General features: G+C 65.3%; 24 protein-coding genes. 11 read left to right on the forward strand and 13 right to left on the reverse strand.

Annotated elements, in window-relative coordinates; all coding sequences use genetic code 11:
- Positions 1-568 precede the first annotated feature (568 nt).
- From IFT63_RS11425 to IFT63_RS11435, 3 genes are read right to left on the reverse strand one after another with little or no spacing between them, the layout of a single operon-like run.
- Positions 569-775 carry a hypothetical protein gene (locus IFT63_RS11425; RefSeq protein ID WP_192084258.1) on the reverse strand — a complete coding sequence of 69 codons (207 nt, stop codon included), beginning with the start codon at positions 773-775 and terminating at the stop codon, positions 569-571.
- Positions 776-1,063, reverse strand: a complete 288-nt coding sequence (locus IFT63_RS11430) for a hypothetical protein (RefSeq protein ID WP_192084259.1) — start codon at positions 1,061-1,063, stop codon at positions 776-778.
- Positions 1,060-1,476: a hypothetical protein gene (locus IFT63_RS11435; RefSeq protein ID WP_192084260.1), complete on the reverse strand. Its 417-nt coding sequence runs from the start codon at positions 1,474-1,476 to the stop codon at positions 1,060-1,062. The genes IFT63_RS11430 and IFT63_RS11435 overlap by 4 nt, the downstream gene beginning before the upstream one ends.
- 488 nt (positions 1,477-1,964) lie before the next feature.
- On the opposite strand from IFT63_RS11435, the gene IFT63_RS11440 reads away from it, so the two are divergent.
- From IFT63_RS11440 to IFT63_RS11460, 5 genes are all read left to right on the forward strand, one after another.
- Positions 1,965-2,420: a hypothetical protein gene (locus tag IFT63_RS11440; protein ID WP_192084261.1), complete on the forward strand. Its 456-nt coding sequence runs from the start codon at positions 1,965-1,967 to the stop codon at positions 2,418-2,420.
- Positions 2,421-2,490: 70 nt separating this feature from the next.
- Positions 2,491-3,024, forward strand: a complete 534-nt coding sequence (locus tag IFT63_RS11445; protein WP_192084262.1) for a hypothetical protein — start codon at positions 2,491-2,493, stop codon at positions 3,022-3,024.
- Positions 2,942-3,661, forward strand: coding sequence for a hypothetical protein (locus IFT63_RS11450; protein ID WP_192084263.1), 720 nt, complete (start codon positions 2,942-2,944; stop codon positions 3,659-3,661). The genes IFT63_RS11445 and IFT63_RS11450 overlap by 83 nt, the downstream gene beginning before the upstream one ends.
- 191 nt (positions 3,662-3,852) lie before the next feature.
- Complete coding sequence (locus IFT63_RS11455) at positions 3,853-4,353, forward strand: hypothetical protein (protein ID WP_192084264.1); 501 nt, start codon at positions 3,853-3,855, stop codon at positions 4,351-4,353.
- A 10-nt stretch (positions 4,354-4,363) separates the two neighbouring features.
- Positions 4,364-8,197 (forward strand): XVIPCD domain-containing protein, encoded by a 3,834-nt coding sequence (locus tag IFT63_RS11460; protein WP_192084265.1) that lies wholly within the window; start codon positions 4,364-4,366, stop codon positions 8,195-8,197.
- Positions 8,198-8,210: 13 nt separating this feature from the next.
- Here IFT63_RS11460 and IFT63_RS11465 read toward each other — a convergent pair whose 3' ends face one another.
- Positions 8,211-9,566 carry a DUF1963 domain-containing protein gene (locus IFT63_RS11465; RefSeq protein ID WP_192084266.1) on the reverse strand — a complete coding sequence of 452 codons (1,356 nt, stop codon included), beginning with the start codon at positions 9,564-9,566 and terminating at the stop codon, positions 8,211-8,213.
- A 377-nt stretch (positions 9,567-9,943) separates the two neighbouring features.
- Between IFT63_RS11465 and IFT63_RS11470 the strand changes: the two genes are divergently transcribed.
- The gene (locus IFT63_RS11470) at positions 9,944-10,588 is read left to right on the forward strand and encodes a hypothetical protein (RefSeq protein WP_192084267.1); all 645 of its coding nucleotides are present in this window, start codon (positions 9,944-9,946) and stop codon (positions 10,586-10,588) included.
- Positions 10,589-10,591: 3 nt separating this feature from the next.
- The gene (locus tag IFT63_RS11475) at positions 10,592-11,539 is read left to right on the forward strand and encodes an XVIPCD domain-containing protein (RefSeq protein ID WP_249404455.1); all 948 of its coding nucleotides are present in this window, start codon (positions 10,592-10,594) and stop codon (positions 11,537-11,539) included.
- An 86-nt stretch (positions 11,540-11,625) separates the two neighbouring features.
- On the opposite strand, the gene IFT63_RS11480 is transcribed toward IFT63_RS11475, so the two are convergent.
- The gene (locus tag IFT63_RS11480; RefSeq protein WP_192084268.1) at positions 11,626-11,844 is read right to left on the reverse strand and encodes a hypothetical protein; all 219 of its coding nucleotides are present in this window, start codon (positions 11,842-11,844) and stop codon (positions 11,626-11,628) included.
- 169 nt (positions 11,845-12,013) lie between these two features.
- Positions 12,014-12,814 carry a hypothetical protein gene (locus tag IFT63_RS11485; RefSeq protein ID WP_192084269.1) on the reverse strand — a complete coding sequence of 267 codons (801 nt, stop codon included), beginning with the start codon at positions 12,812-12,814 and terminating at the stop codon, positions 12,014-12,016.
- A gap of 379 nt (positions 12,815-13,193) precedes the next feature.
- Between IFT63_RS11485 and IFT63_RS11490 the strand changes: the two genes are divergently transcribed.
- Positions 13,194-14,354 (forward strand): YncE family protein, encoded by a 1,161-nt coding sequence (locus IFT63_RS11490; protein ID WP_249404456.1) that lies wholly within the window; start codon positions 13,194-13,196, stop codon positions 14,352-14,354.
- A gap of 204 nt (positions 14,355-14,558) precedes the next feature.
- Here the strand turns inward: IFT63_RS11490 and IFT63_RS11495 are convergent, their stop codons facing one another.
- Positions 14,559-17,249 (reverse strand): UvrD-helicase domain-containing protein, encoded by a 2,691-nt coding sequence (locus IFT63_RS11495; RefSeq protein WP_192084270.1) that lies wholly within the window; start codon positions 17,247-17,249, stop codon positions 14,559-14,561.
- A 199-nt stretch (positions 17,250-17,448) separates the two neighbouring features.
- On the opposite strand from IFT63_RS11495, the gene IFT63_RS11500 reads away from it, so the two are divergent.
- The 3 genes from IFT63_RS11500 (at position 17,449) to IFT63_RS11510 (ending at position 19,517) form a co-directional block, all read left to right on the forward strand.
- Positions 17,449-18,261, forward strand: coding sequence for an alpha/beta hydrolase (locus tag IFT63_RS11500; protein WP_192084271.1), 813 nt, complete (start codon positions 17,449-17,451; stop codon positions 18,259-18,261).
- Between the two features lie 74 nt (positions 18,262-18,335).
- Positions 18,336-18,500 (forward strand): hypothetical protein, encoded by a 165-nt coding sequence (locus tag IFT63_RS11505; protein ID WP_182657244.1) that lies wholly within the window; start codon positions 18,336-18,338, stop codon positions 18,498-18,500.
- Positions 18,501-18,548: 48 nt separating this feature from the next.
- Positions 18,549-19,517, forward strand: coding sequence for a polysaccharide deacetylase family protein (locus IFT63_RS11510; RefSeq protein WP_192084272.1), 969 nt, complete (start codon positions 18,549-18,551; stop codon positions 19,515-19,517).
- An 83-nt stretch (positions 19,518-19,600) separates the two neighbouring features.
- On the opposite strand, the gene IFT63_RS11515 is transcribed toward IFT63_RS11510, so the two are convergent.
- From IFT63_RS11515 to IFT63_RS11540, 6 genes are all read right to left on the reverse strand, one after another.
- Positions 19,601-20,536 carry a GAF domain-containing protein gene (locus IFT63_RS11515; protein WP_042612752.1) on the reverse strand — a complete coding sequence of 312 codons (936 nt, stop codon included), beginning with the start codon at positions 20,534-20,536 and terminating at the stop codon, positions 19,601-19,603.
- A gap of 75 nt (positions 20,537-20,611) precedes the next feature.
- Positions 20,612-21,457 carry an MnmC family methyltransferase gene (locus tag IFT63_RS11520; protein WP_192084273.1) on the reverse strand — a complete coding sequence of 282 codons (846 nt, stop codon included), beginning with the start codon at positions 21,455-21,457 and terminating at the stop codon, positions 20,612-20,614.
- A 70-nt stretch (positions 21,458-21,527) separates the two neighbouring features.
- Positions 21,528-21,815: a hypothetical protein gene (locus tag IFT63_RS11525; protein WP_197974362.1), complete on the reverse strand. Its 288-nt coding sequence runs from the start codon at positions 21,813-21,815 to the stop codon at positions 21,528-21,530.
- 57 nt (positions 21,816-21,872) lie between these two features.
- A complete protein-coding gene (locus IFT63_RS11530) occupies positions 21,873-22,250 on the reverse strand; it encodes a MerC domain-containing protein (protein WP_192084274.1) in 378 nt (125 codons plus the stop codon).
- A 58-nt stretch (positions 22,251-22,308) separates the two neighbouring features.
- Positions 22,309-23,913 carry an ATP-binding cassette domain-containing protein gene (locus IFT63_RS11535; protein ID WP_192084275.1) on the reverse strand — a complete coding sequence of 535 codons (1,605 nt, stop codon included), beginning with the start codon at positions 23,911-23,913 and terminating at the stop codon, positions 22,309-22,311.
- 156 nt (positions 23,914-24,069) lie between these two features.
- The gene (locus tag IFT63_RS11540) at positions 24,070-25,671 is read right to left on the reverse strand and encodes an EAL domain-containing protein (RefSeq protein WP_192084276.1); all 1,602 of its coding nucleotides are present in this window, start codon (positions 25,669-25,671) and stop codon (positions 24,070-24,072) included.
- Positions 25,672-25,726 lie beyond the last annotated feature (55 nt).

Consider the following 25,726-nt stretch of genomic DNA (forward strand, 5'->3'; position numbering starts at 1 on the left):
CGCTGAATGTCAGGGCTTGTGAAATGCTTCAGGCGCTGCCTGATAGCAGGGGTTAGATTTCGCCCTCGGTTCTGCGCCACGCGCGGGGAAGGTCACCCGGGTTCATGGCGGGGTCCCCCGACCGCACGCACGCCAAGGCCGCAGATCGGCAGTGCGGGCAGGAGCGGAGCCAGGTATCTGGCTCCCCTCCGGAAATCGTTGGCCGAGTGGCCGTCCGCTTCCAATCGCAATCCCTGCAGTAGTAAATCCACGCACGTGCGGACAGGCTCATCGGGTGCCACCCTCAGATGCGATTGGAGATGTCGTGGCTGTCCGTGAGCCAACGGCGAAGGCCGTAGATCGCAAATCCATAGACGATAGTTGCGCCGATAATCCTGAACATTCATTCCCTCGGTGTCAGTGGGTGATAGGAGCGGCTTCCGTGCCGGTTTGGCGATCCATCACTGACAGTGTGCTTCTCGTGGCGACAAGGGGTGTCGGCCCATTGATCAGCAGGAGCGGAGAGGACCTTTTCTTCGAATCTGCTCGCGCACCTTCACTGATTACGCTCGCAACGTGATGGCACGGTTCAGACCCGCCCCCACGACCACCAGTCCAACCGCGCCAGCTCATAGTCCTCCGCAAACGCCATCGCCGCCTGATCCCCCGGCAGATCCGCATACCGCTGCAGCACGGCCGTATCCGCGCCTGCACCCGCGTGATCCAGGGCGAAGTAGCGCACCAGCGTGGCGTCAAACGCAGCCAGCCACGCCGGATCCAGGCACGACGCACCCACTCAGATCACCTCCACCCGAAACTGCAGACCGAGCGCCCGCATTACGCCCAGCAAGGTGTCGAGATACAAAGGGCGCTTGCCGTTCAAATGCCGCCGCAGGATGGCCTCGCTCAGGATGCACTCCCGCGCGGCGTGCTGAATGCCATGCAGCTCGCATGCCAGCAGCAACGTGTTTACGAGGGCGGCTTCATCGTATTCGGCCGTGCGCAGGTAGCTGTCCAGTTGCTCGGCCGTCACAGTGGCCCGCGGATTGGTGACGCGGGTGCTGTCATGTTCGTAAGTGGTCATTCCTGCCTCCACATGGCGTCTGCCGATGACCGCACAAGGTCCCGTCCGGAGACGATCAGGCCCTCCACCATCAGGCTGCTGAAGCCACCTTCGGACTGCACATCCTGTTTGCCCAGATGCACCGAATGCAGTATCTCGAGGATCGATGCCAACGCCTGGAGGTTGCGAATGGGTACCGCGACCAGTGCGGCGCGTTGAGGTTCCTCACCGCCGTCGCCATCCGTCGGCGCTGCATCATCTTGGATGTCTGAAACCAGACGCAGCGGCACCACGACGTGCTTGTTGGTGCGGGAGGTTTCGAACGCTTCCAGCCGCCGCTCGAGGCGCTCGACAAACTGCGGTGGGAAGTCGAGCATCTTGTCGCCCATCAGGGCGTACAGACGCTTTGCGCTAAGAGGGTAGTGCGAATCCATCGGCGTACCTCACAAGGCTTGAGGCCACCTGCGCCGAAGCGTCAGGTGGCGGGCGATGCGGGTTGGCATACCGGGTGACTGAACAAAAATTGCCGGCGGATCAGGGATCCCCACGCACCGCCCACCGTATGACCGGTGCACGATGCAGTGCATTCTCCGCCGTGCCCAGAGGGCAAAACAGAGCAAAATATTCAGTCACAAACAGGATGCCAATCCCGGCTGACGCTCTTCGTCGCCAGCGCGTCCATACCATCAGCCATAGGCCATTGCGTACATGGGCGAATCTGCAAAAGTGACAGGGCGGCGATTCCCCACAAGCCTCGCAAGCGTCGTCCACGCCCGTCCCCGGCATGGGAGCCCGAGGCTCCCCGCAGTGGTCTATTACGAACGCGATGGCAGCCCAGCGCGACACCCGGCCTCACATTATTTTTGCAACTCATCCCCCGGCCGTTGCTAAGTTCGCCCCATGGCCACCCAAGGAACCTGCGATGACCCGGACGTCTGCCCTGGCCCTGATCGCCCTCTGCCTCAGCCCCGCCTTGGCCTTCGCGCAGGCCGATCGCGAAGTTGCCGCAAACATGGTCACCCGCGCCGCCAACGTCTGCCCCGGCCACAGCGCCGAGCGCACCACGCCGACAGTGAACAAGGTGCCGGTCGGCGCGCTGCGCGTCATGATCGACCGCGGCCTAGTGATGTGCCCGGACCGCAGCCTGGATGCCTCCGCCCCGGCAGTCTTCTATGGCCGCGTGGGCGTGTTCGCCTGGAACCCGGACGCCGCTGACGCACCGGCGGTGATCGTCAGCAAGATCGGTGAGATGACGCGTAAGGACGACTACCCGGTCGAGACGCTGGTTTGGGACGCCAAGGGCAATGCATTGACCCAGCAGACCGTGCCTGCATTTGAGGCGCGCCCGGGCGCGGCGGTGCTTTACAAGCTGCGCTGAGGTGGGGAGAGTTGGGGTGCCGCCCTGAGTGGCATGGCTCAACGCGTTCAGCTCTATTCAAGGAGGAAGCATGCCGCTCGATTTCCAGTCACGCAGGGGCGCTGCCTACGATGCCGCCAGTGGCATCACCATTCCGGAACCGCGCACCCTTCCCATGACGATGCCCGATGGCAGCCCGGGAACGGAGTACCAATATGCGTTCTATCAGAACGGTCGGCGGATTGGCGGCTTGGGGGTATGGGGCCACAACACGACGATCAACCTTGGGGGGCATGACGTGACGCTGCTGGGCCTCGAGCTTTTTAATAGCCAGATGATCTTGTCGATGCTGAAGCCGAGAGCTTCGATAGAAAATCCGGAAGATCACCTCAGATTCCTGTTTGGCATGGCGCGAGGGCTGGTGAAGGCCCACACCGGTAAGCCAAAAAATGCGTGCGATCTGCGCTACGTGGCACTGACAACTGTCGACACTCTGATCCAGTCAGGGTTCGTAGTTCCTAATCCTGAGGTGATCTCCCACAATGGCAATCTGGTCTTGGCTGAAGAAACAATTCTCTCCAGTGCCGGCCGAGACGGTTCGTACGGCCAACCTCACGTTCAGTGACTACGCGCGCGGGACGCTGGAAGGCGCGCATAACGTCAGTGATCAGAGCGCTTTGTCGAGCGAGCAGGTTGAGCGGACGATTCAGTACCTGACCTCGCCGGGCTCAGGGCCTGCTCCCGGTGCGAGCTTCGCCACGTATGTCGTGGAAAAGCTGAAGGAGCACCCAGCCAAGCTCCCCGATGGCATGCGCTACATCAGCTTTTCCGGCATCGATGGTGCGGGAACGAGCAACTATGCGAGCGCGCTGGCGTACGTGGAAGATGCACCAGAGGCTTACGGCACGATGTGTGACACGCCCTGGGGAATGTTCATCGGAGACCTGCGCATCAATGCAGACCAGCATCCTGATTTCCTGCTGATGGAGCAGGCCCTTGAAGCCTTCATGAAAGAGCAGGGCATCGCGCCCTTCCATGAAAAGTACGCCGGTGCGCTCCATGACATGATGTGGAACGCCGGGTGTGCGGAGTACATCACCAACGCGGTAGCTGCTGGGGGATCACTGCTGGCATTGGTTGAGAACGCTCCGCGTGACGGCAGCTTCAGCAGGTTTGAGCTGGCTACCCTGCTGACGCTTCCGAACGGAGTCATCAATGGGTATCCGGTGAGTGCGATGTTGCGCAGTTCAAGCGGCGGCTAGTTGGTGTGGCGGACCGGACATCTCTCTGCGTGCGTCGCGGAGCTATCAGGAGCTATGCGGGAGTCCTCCGAGATTCCGAAGAGGATTCAATAGAGGGTCAAAATGCGCTTCAGACGAATGCCCCGTTTCAGCAGAGCGTAAGATAGTATTAGTTGAGATTAGCATTGCATAGAATCTTCTGAGGTACAGGCATGGCGGTCAACTTTGTCATTCGAGAGTATTCGGCGTTCGATGAGGAAAGTGGGATCTCTATCCTGCGTCCCAGGATGCTTCCTTGTGAGCAGCCGGAGGGCGTCGGTTCCATCGAGTACCAGTATGAGTTCAGTCGCCAAGGCGACCTGGTTGGCGGACTGGGTCTTCTAGGTGATGAACATGTGGACCGAACCTCCGGGCACCCCGTCTGGACCTATACATTGAACCTAACGCCGGGGCGGGTGGTGCGTGACATACTCCGGCTGAAGCCAATATTCGGAAGCGAAGAGGCGGATCCCGTTTTCTTGGAAAGTATCGCTCGTGGGCTTGTGATGTCTTTTGCAGGGCAGACTACCAATTCAGAAGACCTGCGGTATGTGGCACTTACGAGGCGCGAAACCCTGATCGAGGAGGGGTTGGTTGATCGCCTGGGCAATGCCTCGCCATACGAGGATGAGGTAATACTTGCCGATGTCTTAGTCCCGGCGCGTATGGCCTGAGGATAAACGGATGGCTGATTTCAAATTTGCCGACTTTGCTCAGACGACATTGCGTGGCGCCAAGGATACGGCTGACAGATCGTCCATTTCAGTAGAGAAGATGGAGAGGGTAGTCAACTATCTTCAGTCCCCAGGGTCCGGTCCGGATGCAACCACGAGCTACGCAGAATTCCTGGAAGCGAAGTTGCGCCTCCATCCCCCGGAGCTTGCAGCCGGAGTCGATTACCTCGCTTTCTCGGGAGTCGATAGCTCGGCTGTAGGGAACTACCAGAATGCGCTGGACTACAAGAGGGATGTGGGTCCAACGGCTGGGATAATAGGTGACACGCGATGGGGGAAGTACATACGGGAGGTGTTTGAGTCGCCTTCGCAGCATCCGGAATTCTCAGTGATGCAGCACAAATTCGAGCGCTTCATGACCTCTCAGGGAGTAGAGCCTTTTGGCAGAGACCATGCCGGCGCCCTTCGAGACATGATGTGGAACGCCGGTAGCTCAAAGTACTTCGAGAACGCCATCGCCACCGGCAAGCCCCTGCTTGCCTTCGTCGAAAATGCACCACCCAATCGCGGCTTCAGCAACTTCGAACTCGGCACCGCACTCGAGCACCCGGACGTACGCATCAACGGCTACCCGGTAAGTGCCTTCGGCCCCGATCCACTTGCCTTCGTCAGCGCATCCGCTGCGGAGTACCAGGCCTTGGAGCGCACCATTGCGCAGCAGGCCACCATCAATAGCGGCCACGCCGTCGACGTGGCGCACGTGCGCCGGCACCTCACGCCGATCGAAGGCTGGGATGCGGTAAACAAGACGCTCTTCAGCCGGCCTGTGGATGAGTTCCATGCCTTGAACCTGGCCGACATGACGCGCGTGCGCGCGGAGTGGGTCGCTGCGCGTCCGCAATTTGGGTCAGGCCCACGCCTGTATGCCGATGTGGCGGAAATGACGCCCCACGCACCCGGGCAACCTGGCGCGCCGCGTGGTCCACCGGGGGCCGCTGCCGCAGCCGAGATGGCAGGCGACGCCGCACACGGTGCGCGCGTCAGCCCGGGAATGAAGGCCGCAGGCGTGGCCGGTGTTGCGCTGCTGGCGCACGACTTCGCCACGTCGGGCCACAAGTGGGTGGAGTTGAACGCGCAGGGCAATGCGGCGGGCGCTGATTCCACCGCTGCGCACTTCATGGGCCGCAACGTGGGCGGCGCGCTGGGCGGCTTCGTCGCCGGGGCCGGCGTTGGGCTCGCCACGGGTTCGTGGACAGGGCCGGGCGCGCTCGCCACGGGCATCGGCGGCGGCGCGGTCGGCGCCTACCTTGGTGAGCGCTGGGCCGACCAGAAAGATATCGAACGCATCTACACCCAGGTCGACCCGATGGGCCGTACGTGGACGCGCGACCCGGCCGATGCCGAGGGCCGCTGGCTGCGTGGCGCGCACCAGCAACAGGTGCAGAGCAGTGATACCGGCAGCGGGGTAGAGGTGCGCCCGGTGCAGGATGCGCAGGGGCAGGACGTCACCTTCCGCGCCGCCTACGTGGCATCAGGCACGCTGGAACGCCAGTTGAACTGGCAGGCAGCGCGGGCCTCGTACGAGCTGGGGCTGGCCAATCCGCCGACGCCGCAGGATCCGTATCGGCTCAGCGCCAGCGGCGTGGACCAGCCGCCGCGTGCCCCCTTCGAGAGTGGCCGGGAGTTCGTCCGCGATCCGCAATCGCGCGAATGGCAGCTTGAGATCAGAGAGACGCTGGACGGCCGCGTACCGGTGACACGGCACGAGGCGGTCTCGCCCGAGCGGGCACTGGCGCTGGATGAGCAATCGCGGACGGTGATCGCCCAGAACGCTGCCAATACGCCCGCTGCGATGGCCGCGCGTTACATGGTGGCGCATGCCCAAGGGCGCTGGAGCGACTTCGGTGGAGCGGACAACCCGTCCATTCCACAGGCGGTGCAACAGGCCCGCGACAACGCAAATACGCTCAGGGCCAGCGATGGCAATGACTACACCCGCCAGGCGGACGGCAGGTGGATCAGCGAAGGCCTGATCTTCGACAGTACGGCCAATCGCAACATGACCGAGCAGCTGGACGTTACCTGGCGCAGCCAGAACGCCGGTGTCGCGGAAATGACCGCGATGGCCGACGGGATCCGGTCCAACCTGGAAGTGGCACCGGAGGGCATCCGCGGGCAGGTGGCGGCGCTGTATCAGAAGCACGGTATCGAACGCAGTGAGGCCGAGCTGAGTGCCACATCGGCTGCCGTGGAGCAGAGCCTGGCCAGCAACGGCCGGCCGCCCGACGTGGTGCTGGAACTGATGCCAGATCCGCGTACGCACGCGCCGGGTGCGGAAAGCGCGATTGCCGCCTTCAGCGATGCGGGCGGCAACCGGATGGTGCTTACCGCGACTACCACGGTTGAAGACATTGCCCGGGTCCAGTCCACCCAGCAGCAGGCATCCGTGGTGCCTGCGCGGGCGGACGGAGGCGTTCCCACGCTGGACACGGTGAGCGTGCGCCCGGAGCAACCGGCGCCCGTCCCGGACACGCCAGAGCTGCGCATCGAAGCGCTGTCGCCGAAGGAGCAGGACGCGCATCGCCAGGCGCTTCATGAGGCGAACCGCCAGGGCGCTACGACGGCCGATGCACAACAGGCGGCAGCCGTGGCGGCGCTGATGGCCCATGGTGCGCAGCCAGACCCGGTGCGCACGCCTACGGTGGAAATGGACGTGCAGCGCGAGCGCGAGGTAGGCCGCACTGCGGCGCCGGGGCCGGCCGTGCATCAGCCTTCCATGGCATCGGCGCAGGCTGCGGAGATGGCTGCGGCCAGTGCAGTTGCGGCATCAGTGCCGCCGGTGGAGCCTGCGGCTGTACCGAAGGAGGCCCAGACGCAAACGCAAACGCAGACGCAGACGCCAGCAGAGCCGCAGCGTGCTGCGGCATCACCCGCCGAAGCAGGCCGTGCAGAGCGACAGCGCCAGGATGAGCAGCCTGCCCAAAGGCACGAGGAGGCGGACAGGGAGCGCGCGTCCATGCAAGCTGAGAACGTGCCTGCTGCGGTGCGTGATACGTCGGCGCAGGCGACTCAGGCGGAAGTTGAACAGCAGCGCTCGAGGCGGTCTGCGGAGGTGCCCATGGCGGGCGCCCGGGATGCTGTGTCGATTGCTGAAGTGACGCAGCCGGATGCCACTGACCGCGTGCCGCTGGTTGCCTTGCAGGAGGGGCAGCGAGCCGAGCGTACGCCGTCTGCTGACCAGGCCACGCATGGCGCTACGGCGCCAAGGGAAGACATTGCTGCATGGGCGCAAGCCACCCTGGCCGAGACGTCAAATCCTGCCTCGCGTTCTGCTCACGCAGCGGTTACGCAGGAGTCCGCTGCCCAAGCTTATGCGCCGCGGCACGACGCCGCACCTGTCCAGCCGCAGGATCCCACGCACTCAGGCCATCCCGACTTCCCGCTGTACCAGCAAGTTCGCCAAGGCGTGGCTGCTCTGGACGCCAAACACGGGCGCGAATTCGACGCCACCAGCGAGCGTATGACGGCGAGTCTTCTGGTGTTGGCCAAGGAGAATGGTCTGGAGCGCGTGGACCATGTGTTGCTGAGTCAGGCCACACCCGACGCGTATGCCGGCAAGAATCTGTTCGTGGTGCAGGGCAGCGCAGACGACCCCGCGCACCTGCGCGCGGGAATGCCCACCGAACAGGCTGCGCAGACGCAGGTGCAGGAGTCGCTGCAGCAGTTCGAGCTGGCAAGCCAAGCGCAGGCGCAGAAGGCGCTCGAGCAGCAGCAAGGCCTGCAGGCACAGCAGGGACAGGCGCAGCAGGAAGATGCACAGGCGCGCGCGATGGGGATGCGCTAGGGGGCGTTTTCCATCAGAGCGACTCCACCACGCCTTCCACCCGATCGAATCGTCTCTCCGCCAGGTCGCTGCGGCTGATCCAGAACGTCGCTTGCCCGCAGTCGCCAAGCTTGAGATCAATCGCGTCGTCGTTGGCCAGCTGCAGCAGGCACACCGGATCCTCCTCGATCATTGCACCGGTGTTCTGCAGCAGCACCCCATGCCCCAGCATCTGGTGAATCACGGCTCGGCTTCTTGAACCATAGCCTGCAGCACGATGGCGGGAATCCTCTTCGAAGGGCAGATGATTCGATTCCATTGCCTGGTAAAGCTCTCGCGGAATCCGCTGGGCAAGGACGCTTGATCCGCCTGCGAGTGCCACGATCGACAGCGCGCCCCGGGTGAAGGCAGACGCCATGATATCGCCCGTCACGGGCCCCTCGCCGTGCTCCCCAACCAGGCCCACGATCCATTCGCGGAACGCCAGCGCGTCGTCGGCAGGGCAAGCCTGTTCTGGTCCTATCTGCCTGCCGCGTTGCACCCACTGCAGGGCATCGTGCATCAGCGCCTCGCTATCCTCCAGTCGCGCGCAGCGACACGCCAGCGTGCGGCCGATGTCTTCCATCATGATCCCTGCGTACGGGAAATCCTTCTGCATGCGAAGCCACGCCACGGGAAAGTTCCACGGCATGGGCGCGGGGCGTTCCCACGGCTTGGCGGACTGAGCGCCGGGTACCTGGCTGATTGCCGCAGCAGCGGCGCCCAGCCGGAGCGCGCTGACCCTGCGACTGTACGCGTCATAGTCCGGGTCGGCGTCGCCTTCAGGAATCATGTCCCACTCCGGCCAGGTGTCCAGCCGATGCGCGATGAGGGGCCATTCGGTATGCAGGCGCGGTCCGTCCTCGCCTGCCAGTTGCGGCCGGGGAAAGGTCGAAGACCGGTCGCTCGCCACGGCCGAAAGGATGGGCTGCAGTGCTGCTGGCGGATCCGTGGGCGGCGTATCGGCCGGCACGTCTTCGGCATAGAGCACGCGCACGCGGGTGCCAGGTTCGTCGTCGTCCCAGATCTGCTCCTCTGCGTTGACGGCGAAGAAGAACAGCATCCCTCTGTCCGGCATTGCATCATCCACGCGCGGCAGTTCAGAGCAGTCGATCTGCGCAAGGAAATGCATGGGCGTTTCCTCGCCATAATGCATGCCCAATGGCCAGTCCAGCGTTGCCGGCAACTGTGGCTTCCCGCCCAAACGGCTTCGCACGTTGGGGAAGGCGCCCGGAGGGTAGGGTCGCTGCAGCAGGATGCCGGGAGCGAGGTGACTGGCGAGCAGGGTATCCAGCGCTTCTTCACCGGGGAAGTCGCGTGTGTCTGCGTCAAAGGGTGAGATCGTGGTCATTAAACAGCCTCCTGGCGTTTTCTTGCGAACATTCCGTTTGAACGTGGGCAGCCCCGCGTGCGCAGGCGGGACGTCGCCTCATCAACTCCCACTGGGACAACTACGGCCACCGGCGTGACCAGCGGTGCGATGCACTGACCGCCTTTGAACAGATTGAACTTCATGCCATTCCTTGGATGAGGAGCTTGTAGAGATCCTAGCATCGGGGGCTTTACGGTGTGCCTTGTGCCGGCCCCAGCCAGGTCGGTCCTGATCTGGAGTGGTAGGGGTTGAGACCTTCATCACTTGGTGCTGAGGCGCTTCCCTTATTCTCGGCAGAGTAAGGAAATCAGACCGTCCGCCAATCCGTGCGGGCACGGCTCGAACAGGGATGCATCATGCTGAACCCGACACTTGGACGTCTTCGAAATGCCGCGCTGGCTGCGGCATTGGCAGCGCTCGCAGCCTGCAGTGGTCCGACGCCTGCGCCGCCGCCGGTAGCGCCTCTTGATGCCGCACAAGCCGCTGCGCGCACGCAGGTGCCGCTGACGCGACCAGTGGCGCTGGATAAGCCGGGTGTGATCGCGGATCTGGAGTTTGATCTGCCGCCGCCTGGAGAGCTCGCTTGGTCGTCGTTGATCATCGGGGTCCGCATCGAGGGGACGGAGGTGAAATCCTTCATTGCCCACTCCGACCTGATCGTCCGCGGCGGCCTACCGGCTCGGGTCCATCTACAACGCATCGAGGGTGAGGAGCGGGTTGATGTACCGCTGATCCGGATTGCACCTGACCTGAAGGAGCGCATTCCCCTTGGCGAGGACGGATTCACGCCGGGCGTCAGGGCAGCGGGCCTGGACGGCACGATGCTGTACGAGGCAGGTTTGGAACGACCGGATGTCCTCTATGACGTCCTGTCTTTTGCCCGAGCCTCGGCGCCTGCGCCTGGTAGGTATCACCTGCGCTTGGAACTTCTGGAGCCGCGGCCCCTGCTGCAGGGACGACCGGCGGAACTGATAATCGGCTACAACGCAAGAGCGAAGTAATCAATGGACCAGAACGATCGCTACACCGTGACCATCTACGCGGCCGCCCCCGGCACTCCGCTGATCAATCCCGAGCGACCAGATGCGCCTCGTGAAACTTCGCTGACGGGCCATATGTACCTGAAGGTGTCGCATGGCGAAGAAGCTCGGAGCATGGGTTGGCAGCCTGGCGGCCGTACGCCGGAGGGTTACTTGGGTAGGGTATCTCCTGACGACGTGGACACCTACGTAGATCCGTACTACGCACGTACGATCGAGGTGACCCGAGAGCAGTACGAGAAGATTCAGGAGTTTGGCAGGGCGCCGACGCGTCTCGGCTTCGACCCGAGCTACAACGCCTTCTCCAACGGCTGTACGGATTTCACCTGGGGCGCACTGAATCACGCAGGACTTCACGCGAACGTGGGTCCGGTTCCCTTCAAAGAATTCGAGGGCATCATGCAGCCCGCGAAGAACATCCCCGCCATCGAAAGCATCAAGGCGCCTTTCCCGGACAGCGATCTGAACAAGGTCGAACGCAACCCCATGCCGGAACGCGACTGGAAGCAGTTCCTGCTGTCCGACAATGACCGCGCGATGATGGATCAGGTGAACCGCGGTGTGGCCTCCCTGGATGCCGCCCATGGCCGCACGCCGGATGAGAACAGCGAACGCATGTGTGGCAGCCTGTTCTGCCTGGCCAAGGAGAACGGCCTGTCCCGCGTGGACCACGTGCTGCTCAGCCAAGCCAACGAACAGGGTCATGCAGGCACCAATGTGTTCGTGGTCCAGGGTGATCCGTCAGATCCCGCCCACCTGCGCGCCAGCATGCCCACCGCCGTCGCCGCGCAGACGCCCGTGCATGAATCGATGGAACAGGCGCAGCACATCAACCAGTCACAGCATCAGGTGGCTATGCAGGAACAGAGCCAGGTGCAGGAACAGCTGGCCGCCGTGCAGCGGATGGGGTGAGGTTCGCCTGCGCGAATGGGGTCATGTAGAGGCGACTTCAGTCCGCTGTATTTAGGTTCTTCAAGCTGTGCCGACCAAGGTCGGCACTACAGGCGCTGCCGATGCTCATTCGGGTCATCGTTCCATCCCAGTGCTGCGACGAGCTTGGCTGAGATCCATTGGCAGACTGGGAACCGGGCCAGCGTAAAGATCAGCGAAAGTCCTGACAGCGACGCGGGAAGCATCCAGGACAGCATCCCGCCGCCAAGAAAGATTGCGAAGAAGAATAGATGGATGATCGCCTTTCGCCTGCCGTGGGTGGTCATCGGTGGTTCGCCTTGAACGTATCTACGTTACTGCGCTGCAAGAGATCCATCTTGCTGTCACGGAGAACCTGAGCCCGCCATGGAAACTTCGATTGACCAAGGCATGCACGTTCCTTCGTATCTGCGGCTGATGTCGCTGATCGTCAGGGGACGCCTTGCTTCGTGTCAACTACTTCACTTCTGCGCGGCCAATCTGGGCACGCACGCCGTCCTCCATCTGCTTCCAGTCCTTCAGCCACGTGTGCTGGTAGCTCATCTGGATGAACAGATTCCGCTTGGCATCGGTGAAGTAGTGGATGCAGCCGGCGAGCTGCGCGGGGTCCATTGCGGCGATGGTGGGGTCGTTGCGGCCGCTGAGCGAGGGCTGCAGGGCCCTGGCGGGATCGCATGAGATGAAGGTGCCCAACCTGCCATCGGTGGACTTGGCGATGTACCAGTCCGGTTCATGCCCGGGCGTGCGTGTCAGCGCCTTTTTGTAGCGGGCCTGGTAATCGTGGGCGTAGGCTGCCATCAGCTGTTCGTTGACTGTGTAGGGCGCCAGTCCCCACTGCGGTGGCTGTTGCAGGCGCAGTTCCAGGCGCTCGCGTGGGTCGCGCCGCTCCAGGGAACCCGCTGCGCTGCTGCCGTCATTGACCAGCTTGCGTTCCAGCATCGCCGTCGCCGATACGCCCTCGGGAGACTCGATGGTGATCGGTACCTCGGCCAGCATCGCCTGCACCGCGGCCGCACCCTGTAGGTTCGAGGCAGTGACGCGTGGACCCATGGTCGGCGCGATGAGCGTGAGCTCCACCGGGCCCCGCGCGGGCGGTGCTTCGTCACCTGCCAATTGGCTCAATGGCCAACGGTAGGCCTGCGTGCCCAGCACCACCACGGCGCTACTGGATTGATTGCCCGCGTACGCGCAGGGAAGCAGGCCGGCGAAAAGGATCGGAATCAGCAGCGCTTGGGGATTTACTGACGGACGTGCCATGGGAAATCTCCACTCAGGTTGGTCCGATGGACTATGGAGATCGCTTGATGGACGAAAACCTGCTGGTCATCGATAGGCGTAACAGGTGCGTGGGAAGCGTCGTGGAAGGCACCTTCAACGCGTGTCTCGCGGTGCGATTGGCGCCCTGCCTCACTTCAAGGGGGGCGCTGGTCACAGGAATAAGGGTGTCGCGCATGTGCCGAGGACCGACTAAAGTCGGCCGCCGCAGGGGAGGCCGCGTCCACGGAGCTGGGTTACCATGTCATCTCAGCCAGCCTGCCCACGCCGTCGTCGTGTGGCCGGCCGCTTCGGTGTTTCTGCACTGCATACGCGGCCGCGCGAGCCAAGGATCTTTCCTGACTCACACAAGGACGCTGCAATGAATTCGATCTCCTCCAAAGCCCCGGGCATGGCCCGTCGCTGCACGGTTGCTGCCTTTGCCGTGGCGATTGCCATCGGCATGGGCGCACCCGCTGCCTACGCCGCCACGCCGGCCGTCAGCAGTGCTGCTGCCGTGCAGCGTAGTGCCGTGGCGCAGGGCCTGTACGAGCTGGCCTACAGCGCCCGGCAGAACGCGGTGTACGTGGCCTCTTCGGGCGGCTTCGGCGATGGTGCCGGCCCCGCCCAGGTGCTGAAGCTGGACCCGGTCACGTTGGCCGTGCAGGCCACTATCCCGCTGGAGCGCAAGGGCTTCGGCGTGGTGCTGGACGATGCCAATGACCGCCTGTACGTGGGCAATACCGTGGACACCTCGGTGACGGTGGTCGACACCGCGCAGGGAAAGGCGCTCGGCATCGTGCAGTTGATGGAAAAGAAGGTGGGCAAGGACGGCAAGGCCAGCTACACCCACGACCTGCGCGAGCTGGTGGTGGACGGCGCCAACCACCGCCTGTACGTCACCGGGCACTCCGGCGAGGGCAGCGTGCTGTTCGTGGTGGACACGCAGTCGCTGAAGCTGCTGGACACAATCCCCGGCCTGGGCAACGCAAAGGCACCTGGCCTGGCATTGGATGCCGCCAACAAGCGCGTGTACACCAGCAACCTGCTGGGTGAAGTGGTGGTGGTCGGTACCGATACCGGCAAGGTGGAGCAGCGCTACAAGGTCACCGCCGAGCAGCCGATGAACATCGCATTGGACCCGGCGGGCCCGCGGCTGTTCATCACCGACCAGGGTTCGGAGATGATCCGCAAGTATCAGGGCAGCAGCATCGAAGGCTTCGCGTCCACGCACCCCGGCAAGCGCGTGCTGGTACTGGACCGCGCCACCGGCAAGGAACTGGCCAGCATCCCGGCCGACGCCGGCACCCTGGGCATCCTGCTGGATGCACCGCGCAAGCGCCTGTACGTAACCAACCGCGAAGCGGGCACGGTGACCGGCTATGACAGCGACAGCTACCAGAAGACCGGCGAGTGGTCGGTGCCCACGCACCCGAACAGCCTGGCACTGGATGCCACGAACAACGTGCTGTACGTAAGCATCAAGAATGGCGACAAGGAAGAGAAGGGCGCACAGGAAAGCGTAGCCCGCATCGCCCTGTAACCCGGTAGTGACGGCCGCTGGCCGTCAAGCTTCTGCGCGTGATGCCGCAAGCGGGGGTGGGTGACGACCGTTGGTCGTCACTGATGGCGTTCCCATCACACCCGGGCTTTGGTAGGTGCGGACTTCAGTCCGCACTCTCCCAAACGAAGGAGTCTTCGCGCAAAGCCCCAGCCGACTGAAGTCGGCTCTACCGCGCCGTCGTTTCTACGCGGTAAGCCGCGGCTTGTGCTCGCAGCGCGGATAGCCGGAGCACGAATGGAAGTCACCGTACTTTCCGGTCTTCTTCACGATGACGCCGGTACCACACGCGGGGCATCGCTGTTCTTTCACCGGCTTTCCATCCAGCGTGGTGACCTGCACCGCGCCATCCCGTTCCAGCTCGTCCAGAAACGCCGAGCGCTTGCCCAAAACCGTGAACATCGCCACCGATCGTCGTGCCCGTGTCAGCGCCACATAGAACAGCCGTCGTTCTTCGCCCAGCGGAAACGGGTCCCCACGGGGCATCGCCAGCGACAGCACGTCATCGTCCGCGCGCAGGTTGGGGAAGGCGCGGTCCAGCAGCGCCGGCAGGATCACCACGTCCGCTTCCATGCCCTTGCTGCGGTGGGCGGTAAGGAAGCTGACCTCCAGCGTGGCGCCGAAGCGTGAGCGCCAGTTGCCGGGCAGGTAGGCACGGTCGGCGTTGTAGCGGCCCAGCACGAAGACGCTGAGCTTGCCGTCGCGGCCCGCTGGCATCGCACCGCTCAGGCACGCTTGGTGAAGCTGCTGCAGGTACTGGCCCACGGCATCCGTCAGCTGATCACGCGCGGCAACCTGGAATGCCTGCAACACCGGCCCATGGCTCGGGGTGCTTGACCACACGTGCTTGCGGATCTGCGCCGGGTTGGCGCTGATGAAGCGGCTGGAGACATCGCACAGGGCCTGCGGACAGCGGAAGGTCTGCTCCAGTCGCAGCACCTGCCCGTGACCAAACCATTCGCTGAAGCGGGTCATCACCGAGACGTCGGCACCGGCGAAGCGGTTGATCGACTGCCAGTCGTCGCCCACCGCGAAGAAATAGCTGCCAGGCTGCTGCACCAACGCACGACACAGGCGTGCACGGGCGCGTGAGGCATCCTGGAATTCATCCGCCATCACCAGCGTATACGGCGATGCATGGCGGCCTTGTTCCAGGTGCTCGGCGGCCTGGTTGAGCATGTCCTCGAAGTCGATGGCGTGCTCGGCATCCAGCGCGTCATCCCACGCCTGCAGCACCGGTCCGGCGATCTCCAGGAAGCGGCGGTAGCGTTCCTTGAACTGGTCGTCGGGCATTTCGCGCAGCCGTGCGGCCATGTCATCCAGGCTGAGGCAGTTGCTCTTGGCATGGCTGATGAAGGTGCGCATCAGGCCGATCAGCTCGGCGTCGGGCATCGGCTTCTGGCCCTCTTCGGGGATGTCGCGATCCGGGTTGGGATCGACCACTACTCCGCCGGCGGCAAGTGCCTGGTCCAGATCATCGAACGCCCAGCCCATGCGCAGGTCGTGCGAGCTGGTGTCCAGATGACGGCCTTCCGTGTGCGGCAGCGGATCGGTGTCCGCGCCGCCATGCCGGTGATGCAGCCCGGCATCCGGGTAATAGAACTGCGTGGGTGGTGCGTGGAAAGCCTCATCGCGTGCGTCGAAGCGCTGGCTGCGGTCGTACGCATAACGCACGCCGTTGTAGAACAGCCAGTCGGCCAGGATGCAGTCTTCCACGCTGCGCACACGCTCGCCCTGCAGGGTGCGGACGTAACCGCTGCCGTCTTTGTCCCAGCCGTCGGCATCCATCGCGCCGCCCTGCGCCGGCAGGTCGCGGCCGAATACCAGCCGGAACATGTCCCAGCGGGTGCGGAAGGCGTGCGAACGGTCCTTCAGCTGGTCGATGAGGTCGGCCAGTCGATGGAAGCCGAGCGTGGCATCCACCGCCCAGTCGGGCACCTCCGGCCGGCGCCCGGTGACACTGGCGATGATCGCCAGGCCGAGCGCGTGGAAGGTGCGCGCCTGCACCACGCTGTCGCCCATGCCGAGGCGGGCGAACGCGCGGTCGGTGCGTTGCTGCAGTTCGCCGGCGGCTTCCTTGTTGAAGGCCAGCATGACGATCTGACGGGGCTCGGCGTAACCGCGCTGGATGGCATAGGCGGCCTTGGCGACCATGGTGGAGGTCTTGCCGGAACCGGCGGCGGCCACCACCTGCACGCGGTTGTCGAAGCAGATCACCGCGTGCGCCTGTTCGTCGGTGAGCGGGCGGCTTTCAACGCGGTCCAGCAGGGGGCGCGCTGCGTTGCGTTCGGTGGCGAGGATCTGCGCGTTGACGGCTTCGCAGGCAGCGTTCCAGTCCTGTTCCCACAGCTCCAGTTCGATCAGGGCAGATTCGCGTTCTTCGTCGTCCAGCGGCAAGTCGGCGTCATGGAACAGGGCATGCAGTTCCGTGGATGACAGGCCCATGGGCGGGCGCGCGTCCAGCAACGCCTGCTGGTCGTCGTGACCGATCCAGCGCCGTTGCGCGCGGCGTTCGGTCAGCAGTTCCTCGGCATCGCCATTCCATTGGCGCATCAGGTCAAGGATATGCAGGAAGGCGGGGCCGCGCTCGCGCTGTTCCTGCGCCTGTTCGGCAGTGTCCAGGGCCCTGCTGAGGGTGCCGGCGTCGGCGTGGGACAGGCCGTCCAGGGTGATCGTCGGGCCTTCGCGGCGCTGCATCACTACGCTGGCCCACAGCAGGCCGCGCTTCACGGTCAATCGCGCATCGAAGCCGAGGGTGAGCCGGTGGACGGCGTCGCCGAGGTGGATCACCACGTCCTCGCCGTCCAGGTGCAGTTCCCATGCGGCAGCGCGGGGCAGGGCGAGGGCCAGGCGCGAAGGTGTCCAGTGCTGCGTCATGCGTACTGCGGTCCTGCGGGATCGGTGTTTCAACGGTGTTGTCATGATAGGGCAGCGTGGGGGCATGCGCGCGGTGCGGGCGATCAGGTGCGCCGGTCCGCGCCGTGCAGGCCATGTCACGACGGCGCCGCGATCTTTCACGACGGCCCAAGCCCCGGCCCCTTAGCGTTGACCCTCCTTCCCCTTCCATGGAGTTGCCATGACTGCGTCCCGCGTCCGTCTGCACGTTGAAGATTCCGGTGGCACTGGCCGCCCGGTCGTCCTGATCCACGGCTGGCCGCTGTCGGCTGAATCCTGGAAGGCCCAGGTGCCGGTGCTGCGCGATGCCGGTTACCGGGTGATCGCCTATGACCGTCGCGGTTTCGGCCGTTCGGACAAGCCGGCTGACGGCTACGAGTACGACTCGTTGGCCGCTGACCTGGCCGGCGTCATCGAAGATCTGGACTTGAAGGATGTGTCGCTGGTCGGCTTTTCGATGGGCGGTGGCGAAGTGGCGCGCTACATCGCCAACCACGGCCAGGACCGCCTGCACAGCGTGGTATTTGCCGCTGCGGTGCCGCCGTACCTGCTGAAGACCAGTGACAATCCGGACGGCCCGCTGACCAAGGAAGCCGCCGATGAGATGGCCGGCGCATTGGCGAAGGACCGCGAGGCGTTCTTCGATGACTTCACCAAGAAGTTCTTCAGTGCCAACGGCAAGCTGAAGGTCACCGAGGCACAGCGCCTGGAAGCGGTGGCGCTGGCCCACCAGTCTGACCAGACCGCAGCGCTGGGCTGCCAGAAGGCCTTCGGCACCACGGACTTCCGCGAAGACCTGAAGAAGGTCACCGTGCCGACCTTGGTGCTGCATGGCGACAGCGATGGCACGGTACCGTTCGAAGGCTCCGGAAAGCGCACCCACGAAGCCATCGCCGGCAGCGAAGTGGTGGTGCTGAAAGATGCCCCGCACGGTTGCAATGTCAGCCATGCAGATGACTTCAACCTGGCCCTGCTGAACTTCCTGAAGAAGTAAGCTTTGCCCCTTGCCTGCGATGACGCCCGGCCGCAACGCCGGGCGTTGTTGCGTCCACGCCACGGGAACCTGTCATGCGCAAGTCGACCACGCCGCCCTGGAAGAAGCCCAATCCCAAGGGGCAGGCCTCGCGCCCGCTGACGGACGCGCAGAAGGCCGCCGCGCGGCAGCGGGCGGAGGAGAACGGGCGACCGTATCCGAACCTGGTGGACAACATGTGGGCGGCCAAACAGCGGTAGAGTCATGGGCTGCTCGACTACCCGTGCGCCGTGGCCCCGATGACCTTGATGACCTCACGTTTCTTTGCGTTGCTGTTGCTTGCCATCGCGGGTGTCGGCCATGCGGCCGGGATCGACCGCCGTATTGCGGTGACCATCGATGACCTGCCATGGGCGCGACTGGACGAGATCCAGCCGGCGGACCTGCAGGCGCGCCATCAGGCATTGCTGGGCCAGTTGAAGCAGGCGAACGTGCCGGTGGTCGGCTTCGTCAACGAGAACAAGCTGGAAGTGGACGGCGTGGTGCAGCCGCAGCGGGTGCAGATGCTGCGCGACTGGCTGGATGCGGGCTATGCGCTGGGCAACCACACGTGGTCACACATGGATTTGAATGCCGAGGGCGTGGAGGCGTTCCAGCAGGATTTCCTTCGCGGTGAGCGGGTGCTGCGCCCGCTGCTGGCCGAGCGCGGGCAGGTGCCGACGTGGATGCGCCACCCGTACCTGCGCGCCGGCCGCACGGCGGAAGACCGTGCGCGCATGGACGTGTTCTTCGCCGAACATGGCTACCGCATCGCGCCGGTCACGGTGGACAACGGAGAGTGGGTATGGGCCTTCGCCTATGCCAACGTGCTCAACGAGCAGGCCGACACGCCGGCGCGCGAGGCCGTGCTGCGGCAGCTGCGCCGCGGCTACGTGCCGTACATGTTGAACAAGCTGGATTACTACGAGGCGCAGTCGGTGGCGCTGCTGGACTATGCGCTGCCGCAGGTGTGGCTGATGCATGCCAATGAGCTCAACGCGGCGACCTTCGCCGAGCTGGTGGCGGCGACGCAGCGGCGTGGTTATCGCTTCGTCAGCCTGGACGAGGCGATGCAGGATGCTGCGTACGCGCGCGGCACCACCGGGTATGACGGCCGCTACGGGCCGAGCTGGCTGCACCGCTGGGCGATGGCCGAGAAGCAGCCGAAGACCTTCTACGCGGGTGAGCCGGAAGTGCCGGCGTGGGTGAAGACGTTGGCGAAGGTAAATTACGAATAACCGCCGAGCCGGGCAGCGTGGCTCTGGTAGCGCCGAGCCACGCTCGGCGAGCGCGCAGCGCGGCATGTGTCAGGCATGCAGCATCAGGACACCGCCACGCTGTCCTTCGCCGCGCTCAGCGCCTTGTCCGCGCGCAGGAACACCGCCGACGTAGGCTCGCCGCTGTCGGTGCCGGCGCTGCCCATCAGCAGCGATGCGCCCAGCGTGCGGCGCAGGTCCTGGGCCACCTTCTGCAGCGCGGCCAGCGTATCGGCGTCCTGCTCCACGCCCAGCACCGCGATGAACTCGCCACTGCCGGTGACCCGGTTGATGCTGTCGCCGCGTGCGGGCTGCAGGCACTGCTCCAGCTGCTGGTCCAACTGCTGCAGCTGGCGTTCCAGTGCGCGTTCGCCCAGCCGCGCCGACAGCGCATCCAGGTCCTGCAGCTCCAGGATCACCACCGAATACCGGCCCGCCGCTTCCGGTGCCGAGCCCGCTTCGATCTCCAGCCCCTGGTTGAGGATTTCCGCCACTGCCTGCTCGCGTTCGCGGCTGCGCGCTTCCATCAGCGCCATCGTCAGCCGCGCCAGCGCCTTCAACGCCTCGCGCTGGGTTTCGTTGAGCTCGCGCGGGTTCAGGTCGACCACGCACACGCTGCCCACCGCAGCGCCGTCGTCGGTGACCAGCGGCATGCCCGCGTAGAACCGCGCACCCATTTCCTTGAGCACGGGGTTGTCGGCGAAGCGCGCGTCCTGCTGCAGGTCGCCGATTTCCATCAGGTGTTCGGGCTGGCGGATCGCATGGTCGCAGACGGCGACGTTGCGCTCGGTCTGGTGGCCCTCCACGCCGGTGCGCGCCTTGAACCACTGGCGGTCGCGATCGATCAGGGTAACCAGCGCCATCGGCGTGCCGCACACCGCCGCCGCGACCTTGACGATGTCTTCGTAGGCCGGTTCGGGCAGGCTGCCGACGATGTGCAGCGCGTCCAGCGCGCGCTGGCGTTCGGCTTCATCGGCGGGCTGGGCATGGGCGTCGGTCATGGCGTGCTCTGTAGCGATGGTGTCCTGCCAAGATTACGGCAGGATCCGACAGCGAGGTTAACGCGGCCCAAAGGCTCAGCCGCGATAGGTCGCCAGCACGCCGTCCAGCGCGAGTTCGGCCTTGAAACCGGCCTTTTCCAGCCGCTTGGCGACTTCGCGCGGCACATCGCGGCCGCTGGTCAGCTTGTTCGGTGCGCCGGTGTAATGGAACAGCTTGCCACCGCTGCGGATCACCCGTGCAAGCTGGTCGTAGAACACCTGCGAATACAGTTCACCGGCGATGCCGAAGCGCGGCGGGTCATGCAGGATGGCGTCCACGCTGTTGCTGGGCAACGCGGCGATTTCTTCGGATACATCGCCCTGCGCCAACTGCAGGCGGCCACCGGCACGGGCCGCGTCCGGATCCGGTGACCACGGGTTGAGCGTGCGCAGCCACAGCACGTCCGGGTTCTTTTCGAACGAGCGGATCTGCGCCACGCCGGCGTCCAGGCAGCAGGCAGCGAAGTAACCCAGTCCGCCGCAGGTATCGAATACGGTCTTGCCCGCCGGGGCGATCAGGTCCACCTTGCGGCGCGCATCGTCGAACGGCGACAACTTGGCGCTGGGCAGCATCTTGATGCCGTCGATTTCGAAGGTCGGCGCGCCCCATTCAGTTGGCACCAGCTTGATCAGCGATGCGCTGAAGCGCGAGATCGGCAGGAACTCCTCGCCGTCCCAGTAATACAGCGTGCGGTCCTTTACCTTGCCCGGCCACGGGTAGGACTGGCCACGGAAAACGAAGCCATCGGCAGACAGGCCGACGTCTTCTTCGCTGCGTCCCAGGTCCAACGAACCGGCCCAGCTGGGCGCGCCGGCATCGGCCGCGCGCTGCAGGGCAATGGCGGATTCGCGGGTCAACAGGGGGCCGGAATAGTGGGGCACGGGGCATTCGCGTGGCAATCAGGGCCGCTAGTGTAGGACGCAGCGGGTGATCGCGTTACCGGTGCGGGGCTCAGTGCAGGATCATCGACACCAGGAACAGCGCCAGCGGCACCGCGGAAAAGGCCGCGCCGGCCAGTGCCAGCCACGGCCAGCGCTCATCGCGCACGCGCGAGGCCAACACCGCGCAGAATCCGCACATGGCCGCAGCCAGCACGCCCACCGCGGTGGCGCTGTTGCCGCTGGCGCCCATCGCGCGGGCCGCCTGTTCGATCAGCACGCCGATCACCATGCCCAGCCAGCTGCATAGCCCGAACCAGGGCACCACGCCGCGTTTGATCGCACTTCCTCTTGCTGACATCGCCTGCGCTCCGTTGCCTGCACGGCCGGATGGCCGCCGCCTACAGTAACCGCTTGCTCAGCACTGGCGGTGACGGCGGCGCGCGTTCCACAGGTGGGTGGCGGCCAGCAGCAGGCTGCCGATCACCGTGACCACCGTTTCGCTGTCGTGGCTGGGGAACTCCAAAGCGCCCGCCAGCAGCAGCGCCAGGCCGGCTGCTGCGGCCAACCAGGCCGTGGCCGGCAGCGGGTGCTGGCGGTGGGCGCGCCACAGTGCGAAGCCGGTGACCGGCAGGGCGATGGCCACGAACACGGCGTGTACCCACTCCGCTTCGGCCCACGCACCGAACAGCGGAAGCGCGGCGGCCAGCAGCGGCAGGGCCAGGCAATGCAGCAGGCACAGGCTGGACAGGGCGACGGCGCTGGCGTCGAGCAGGGCGGCTTGGCTGGATTTCATCGGAGGCGGGAACAGGAACTTGGTGTTACATAGTAACACTGTGCCGACGAGCCTCCTCTCACCACGGCCGCAGGGTCCAGTCGGTTTCGTTCATCTGCAGCACGTGGGTGGGTTGCATGGCCTGCAGCAGCGCGGGGTCGTGGCTTGCCATGACCAGCGTGCCGGTGAACTGGCCGAGCAGGGTCTCCAATGCGTGCAGCGCGTCCAGGTCCAGCGCGTTGCCCGGTTCGTCCAGCAGCAGCAGGCCGGGGGCGGGGTCGGCATACAGGGTGCACGCCATCGCCGCTTTCAGTCGCTCGCCGGCGCTCAGCGTGGCGCTGGTCCGTTCGATGCGCGCGGCATCCAGGCCCAGCAGGGCGAGCCGGGTGCGCAGTTCGGCCACCGGCGTGGCCGGGCAGGCCGCCTGCAGCGTCGCCAGCGCGCTGCTGCCCGCGTGCAGCGTCACCAGCGCCTGGTCCAGCAGGGCCGCCGGTACGCCGATATCACAGCTGCCGGCACGCGGCGCCAGCTGGCCGGCCAGCACCCGCAGCAGGGTCGATTTGCCGCTGCCGTTGTCGCCCACCACGGCCAGCCGCTGGCCGCGCTGCAGGATGAGGTCCAGCGGTGCGCGGCAGCCGTGCGGCAGCTGCATGCCCTGCAGCCGCACGACCTGCTGGCTGGCGTGCGGGCTGGGCGGTGCGAAGGCGACCAGCTGCGTGCCCGGGATGACGCCGGCGCTGGCCTCGCGCAGGCGGTCCGCACTGTCGGCAAGGCGCTGCGCCTGCAGTTGCGCATGCCGTCCGGCGCTGGCTTGTGCGCGCTGTTTCTGCAGTCCCAGCAGGATCGGTGCCTGGTTGGCATCGCGTGCGCTGCGTGCGCCGCGCGACTGCCGCTGCTGGGCGCGTTCGTGCAGTGCGCGCGCATGCCGTTGCTGCTGCCGGTGTTGCTGTCGCGCATGGTCCAGCTGCGCCTGCGCGGCGGCTTCCTGCACGGCCTTGGCGTGGACGTAGTCTGTGTAGCCACCGCCGAAACGCTGCAGCCCGTGCGCATCCAGTTCGACGATGCAGGCCATCTGGCCCAGCAGTTCGCGGTCATGGCTGATCACCAGCAGCCCGCCGCGCCAGCGCTGCAGTGCTTCGCGCAGCTGGGCACGCCGCCGTGCGTCAAGGTGGTTGCTGGGTTCGTCCAGGATCAACCAGTCTGCGCCACTGGCCCATGCGCCGGACAACGCCACCTGCATCGCCTGCCCGCCACTCAGGCGCGCGGCGGGATCCTCCGGCTGCAGGTCGGCGGGCAGCCCGCTGCGCTGCCACTGCAGGCGCAGTTCTTCGCGCAGGTCCCAGCGCTCCCCGACGCGGTTGAAGTCTTCGATGTCGACCTGCCCTGCGCCGATCCGCTCCAGCGCATCCAGCACATCGCCGACACCGGCCAGGTCGGCCACGCGTCCTTGGGGTGCGCCACTCAGCGCGGGCAGCAGGAACACCCGCCCACCGCCATGGCAGCGGCCGGACGTGGGCGCCTGGCTGCCGGCGAGCACGCGCGCGAGCACGCTCTTGCCGACCCCGTTGGCGCCGACCAGTCCGGTGGCAAGAGGATCGAAAGTGAAAGACAGCTCGGTAAACAGTGCACGCCCATCAGGCAGGCGGCAGGTCACGCGTTCAAGCGTGAGCGGATGCGTGGTCATGCAGACCTCCAACAGATGCCATCGACTCCCCCTGCGTACAGGGGCGGGAGAAGAATCAGGCCGTCGACGAAGACGGCGGCATCAGTGGCGCATTGGCGTAAGCCTCCAAATGGATACGCCGATTATAGGACGGCCGCATGAACCGTATGAAGACGGCTACTGTCCGGGCTGGCGTTGGGTGTTCTGCATGTCTTCGCGTGCCGCGCCATACAGTTCCTGGCGGCGCTTGTGGAAGGCGATGAATTCCTCGCGCGGCAGTGCCTTGGCGAACAGCCAGCCCTGGGCGAATTCCACCTGCCGGCTGTGCAGGTAGGCCAGCTGGTCTTCGGTTTCCACGCCTTCGGCCACCACGAACAGCCCCAGCGTCTTGGCCATGTCGATGATGTGGCCGGTGACCGGGCTGGTGGCGCTGTCGGTACCGATTGCATCGATGAACGATTTGTCGATCTTCAGCGCGTCCAGTGGCAGCTGCTGCAGGTACTGCAGGTTGGAGTAGCCCACGCCGAAATCATCGATGGCCACCGCGTGCCCGGAATGTCGCGCCGCGGAGATCACCGCACGCGCCTTTTCGATGTCCATGAAGCCGCGCTCGGTGGCCTCCAGCCAGATCTGCTGGTTGGCAATGCCGGTGCCGGCCAGCTTGGCGGCGATGACCTTCAGCGCACGGCCGCTGATCATGTCTTCCGGTGCCAGGTTGATGGCGATGTGCGCGCTGCGGTCGCCGACCAGCAGGTCGCGCATGTCAACGATCACCCGCTGGATCACTTCGTCGGTGATCGCCCCCACCAGCCCGCTGGCTTCGGCCAACGGAATGAACAGGTCCGGCTGGACTTCGCTGCCGTCGGCGCGACGCCAGCGCACCAAGGCTTCGGCGCCCACGCAGATGCCGGTTTCCAGCTCGATGATCGGCTGGTAGACCACGTACAATTCGTTGCGGCGGATGGCATGGCTCAGCTCGCCTTTGAGGGAATAGCGCCGCCGCGACAGGGCGATGGTGCATGCGATCGCCGCTGCGCCCAGCAGCAGGCTGATCGGCACCAGCACCCAGGCCTGCTGCAGGAAGATCCCTGCCATCCCGGTGCGTGGCGTGGTCACGATGGCCAGCCACGCTTCGCTGCGTGCACTGGCGAACAGGAGCGTGCCGTCATCACCGGTGCGTGGGTCGCGCAGCAGCGACTGCAGCAGCGCCTGGTCGGGCAGTGACTGCTGGGCGATCAACCGTCCGTCCGGGGTGGCGACGGCGATGCGGATGTCGCGCGTACCGATCAGGTCGACGAAATGGAACGGATCCATCAACGCCTCGTAGTCGCCCAGCCGCAACGACAACATGCACCGTCCGTAGGGTGCGCGCGGTTCCTGGTCCAACCGCAGGGTGGCGCCGTCGGCGGTGGTGTGGTCCGGCTGGCCGGGCGCGAATACCGCGACCGGACGGCCCCACGAGGTGCAGCGCACGCGCCCCTGCTGGAAATAGCTGATCTGGTCCACCGACGAGGTGGTGACCACCCGGGTCTGCATCAGCTGGATGTGCTCCGGGCTGCAGGGCGCCAACGGGGTGTGCTGCATGGCCTGCAGTGCAGAGAGCGCCTGCAGGTAGGAGTGGTCGGCCCGCTCCAGGGCGCGTTCGGCGGTTTCGCGCAGCTGGGCCTGTGCCGTGTTGGCGGCGTGATGCCAGCTCAGCCAGGTCATCATCGCCAACGGCAGCGCAGCGGCGAGCAGTCCCACCAGGGCGGTCAACAGCAGCATGCGCGGGCGGTTCATCGACAGCTCCGTGTCCAAGGGGAGGCGTTGGGCCAGGCACTGCCTGCAGGTGTGC

It is taken from the genome of Stenotrophomonas sp. CFBP 13724 (assembly GCF_014841975.1).
GTDB classification, from domain to species: Bacteria; Pseudomonadota; Gammaproteobacteria; order Xanthomonadales; family Xanthomonadaceae; genus Stenotrophomonas; species Stenotrophomonas lacuserhaii.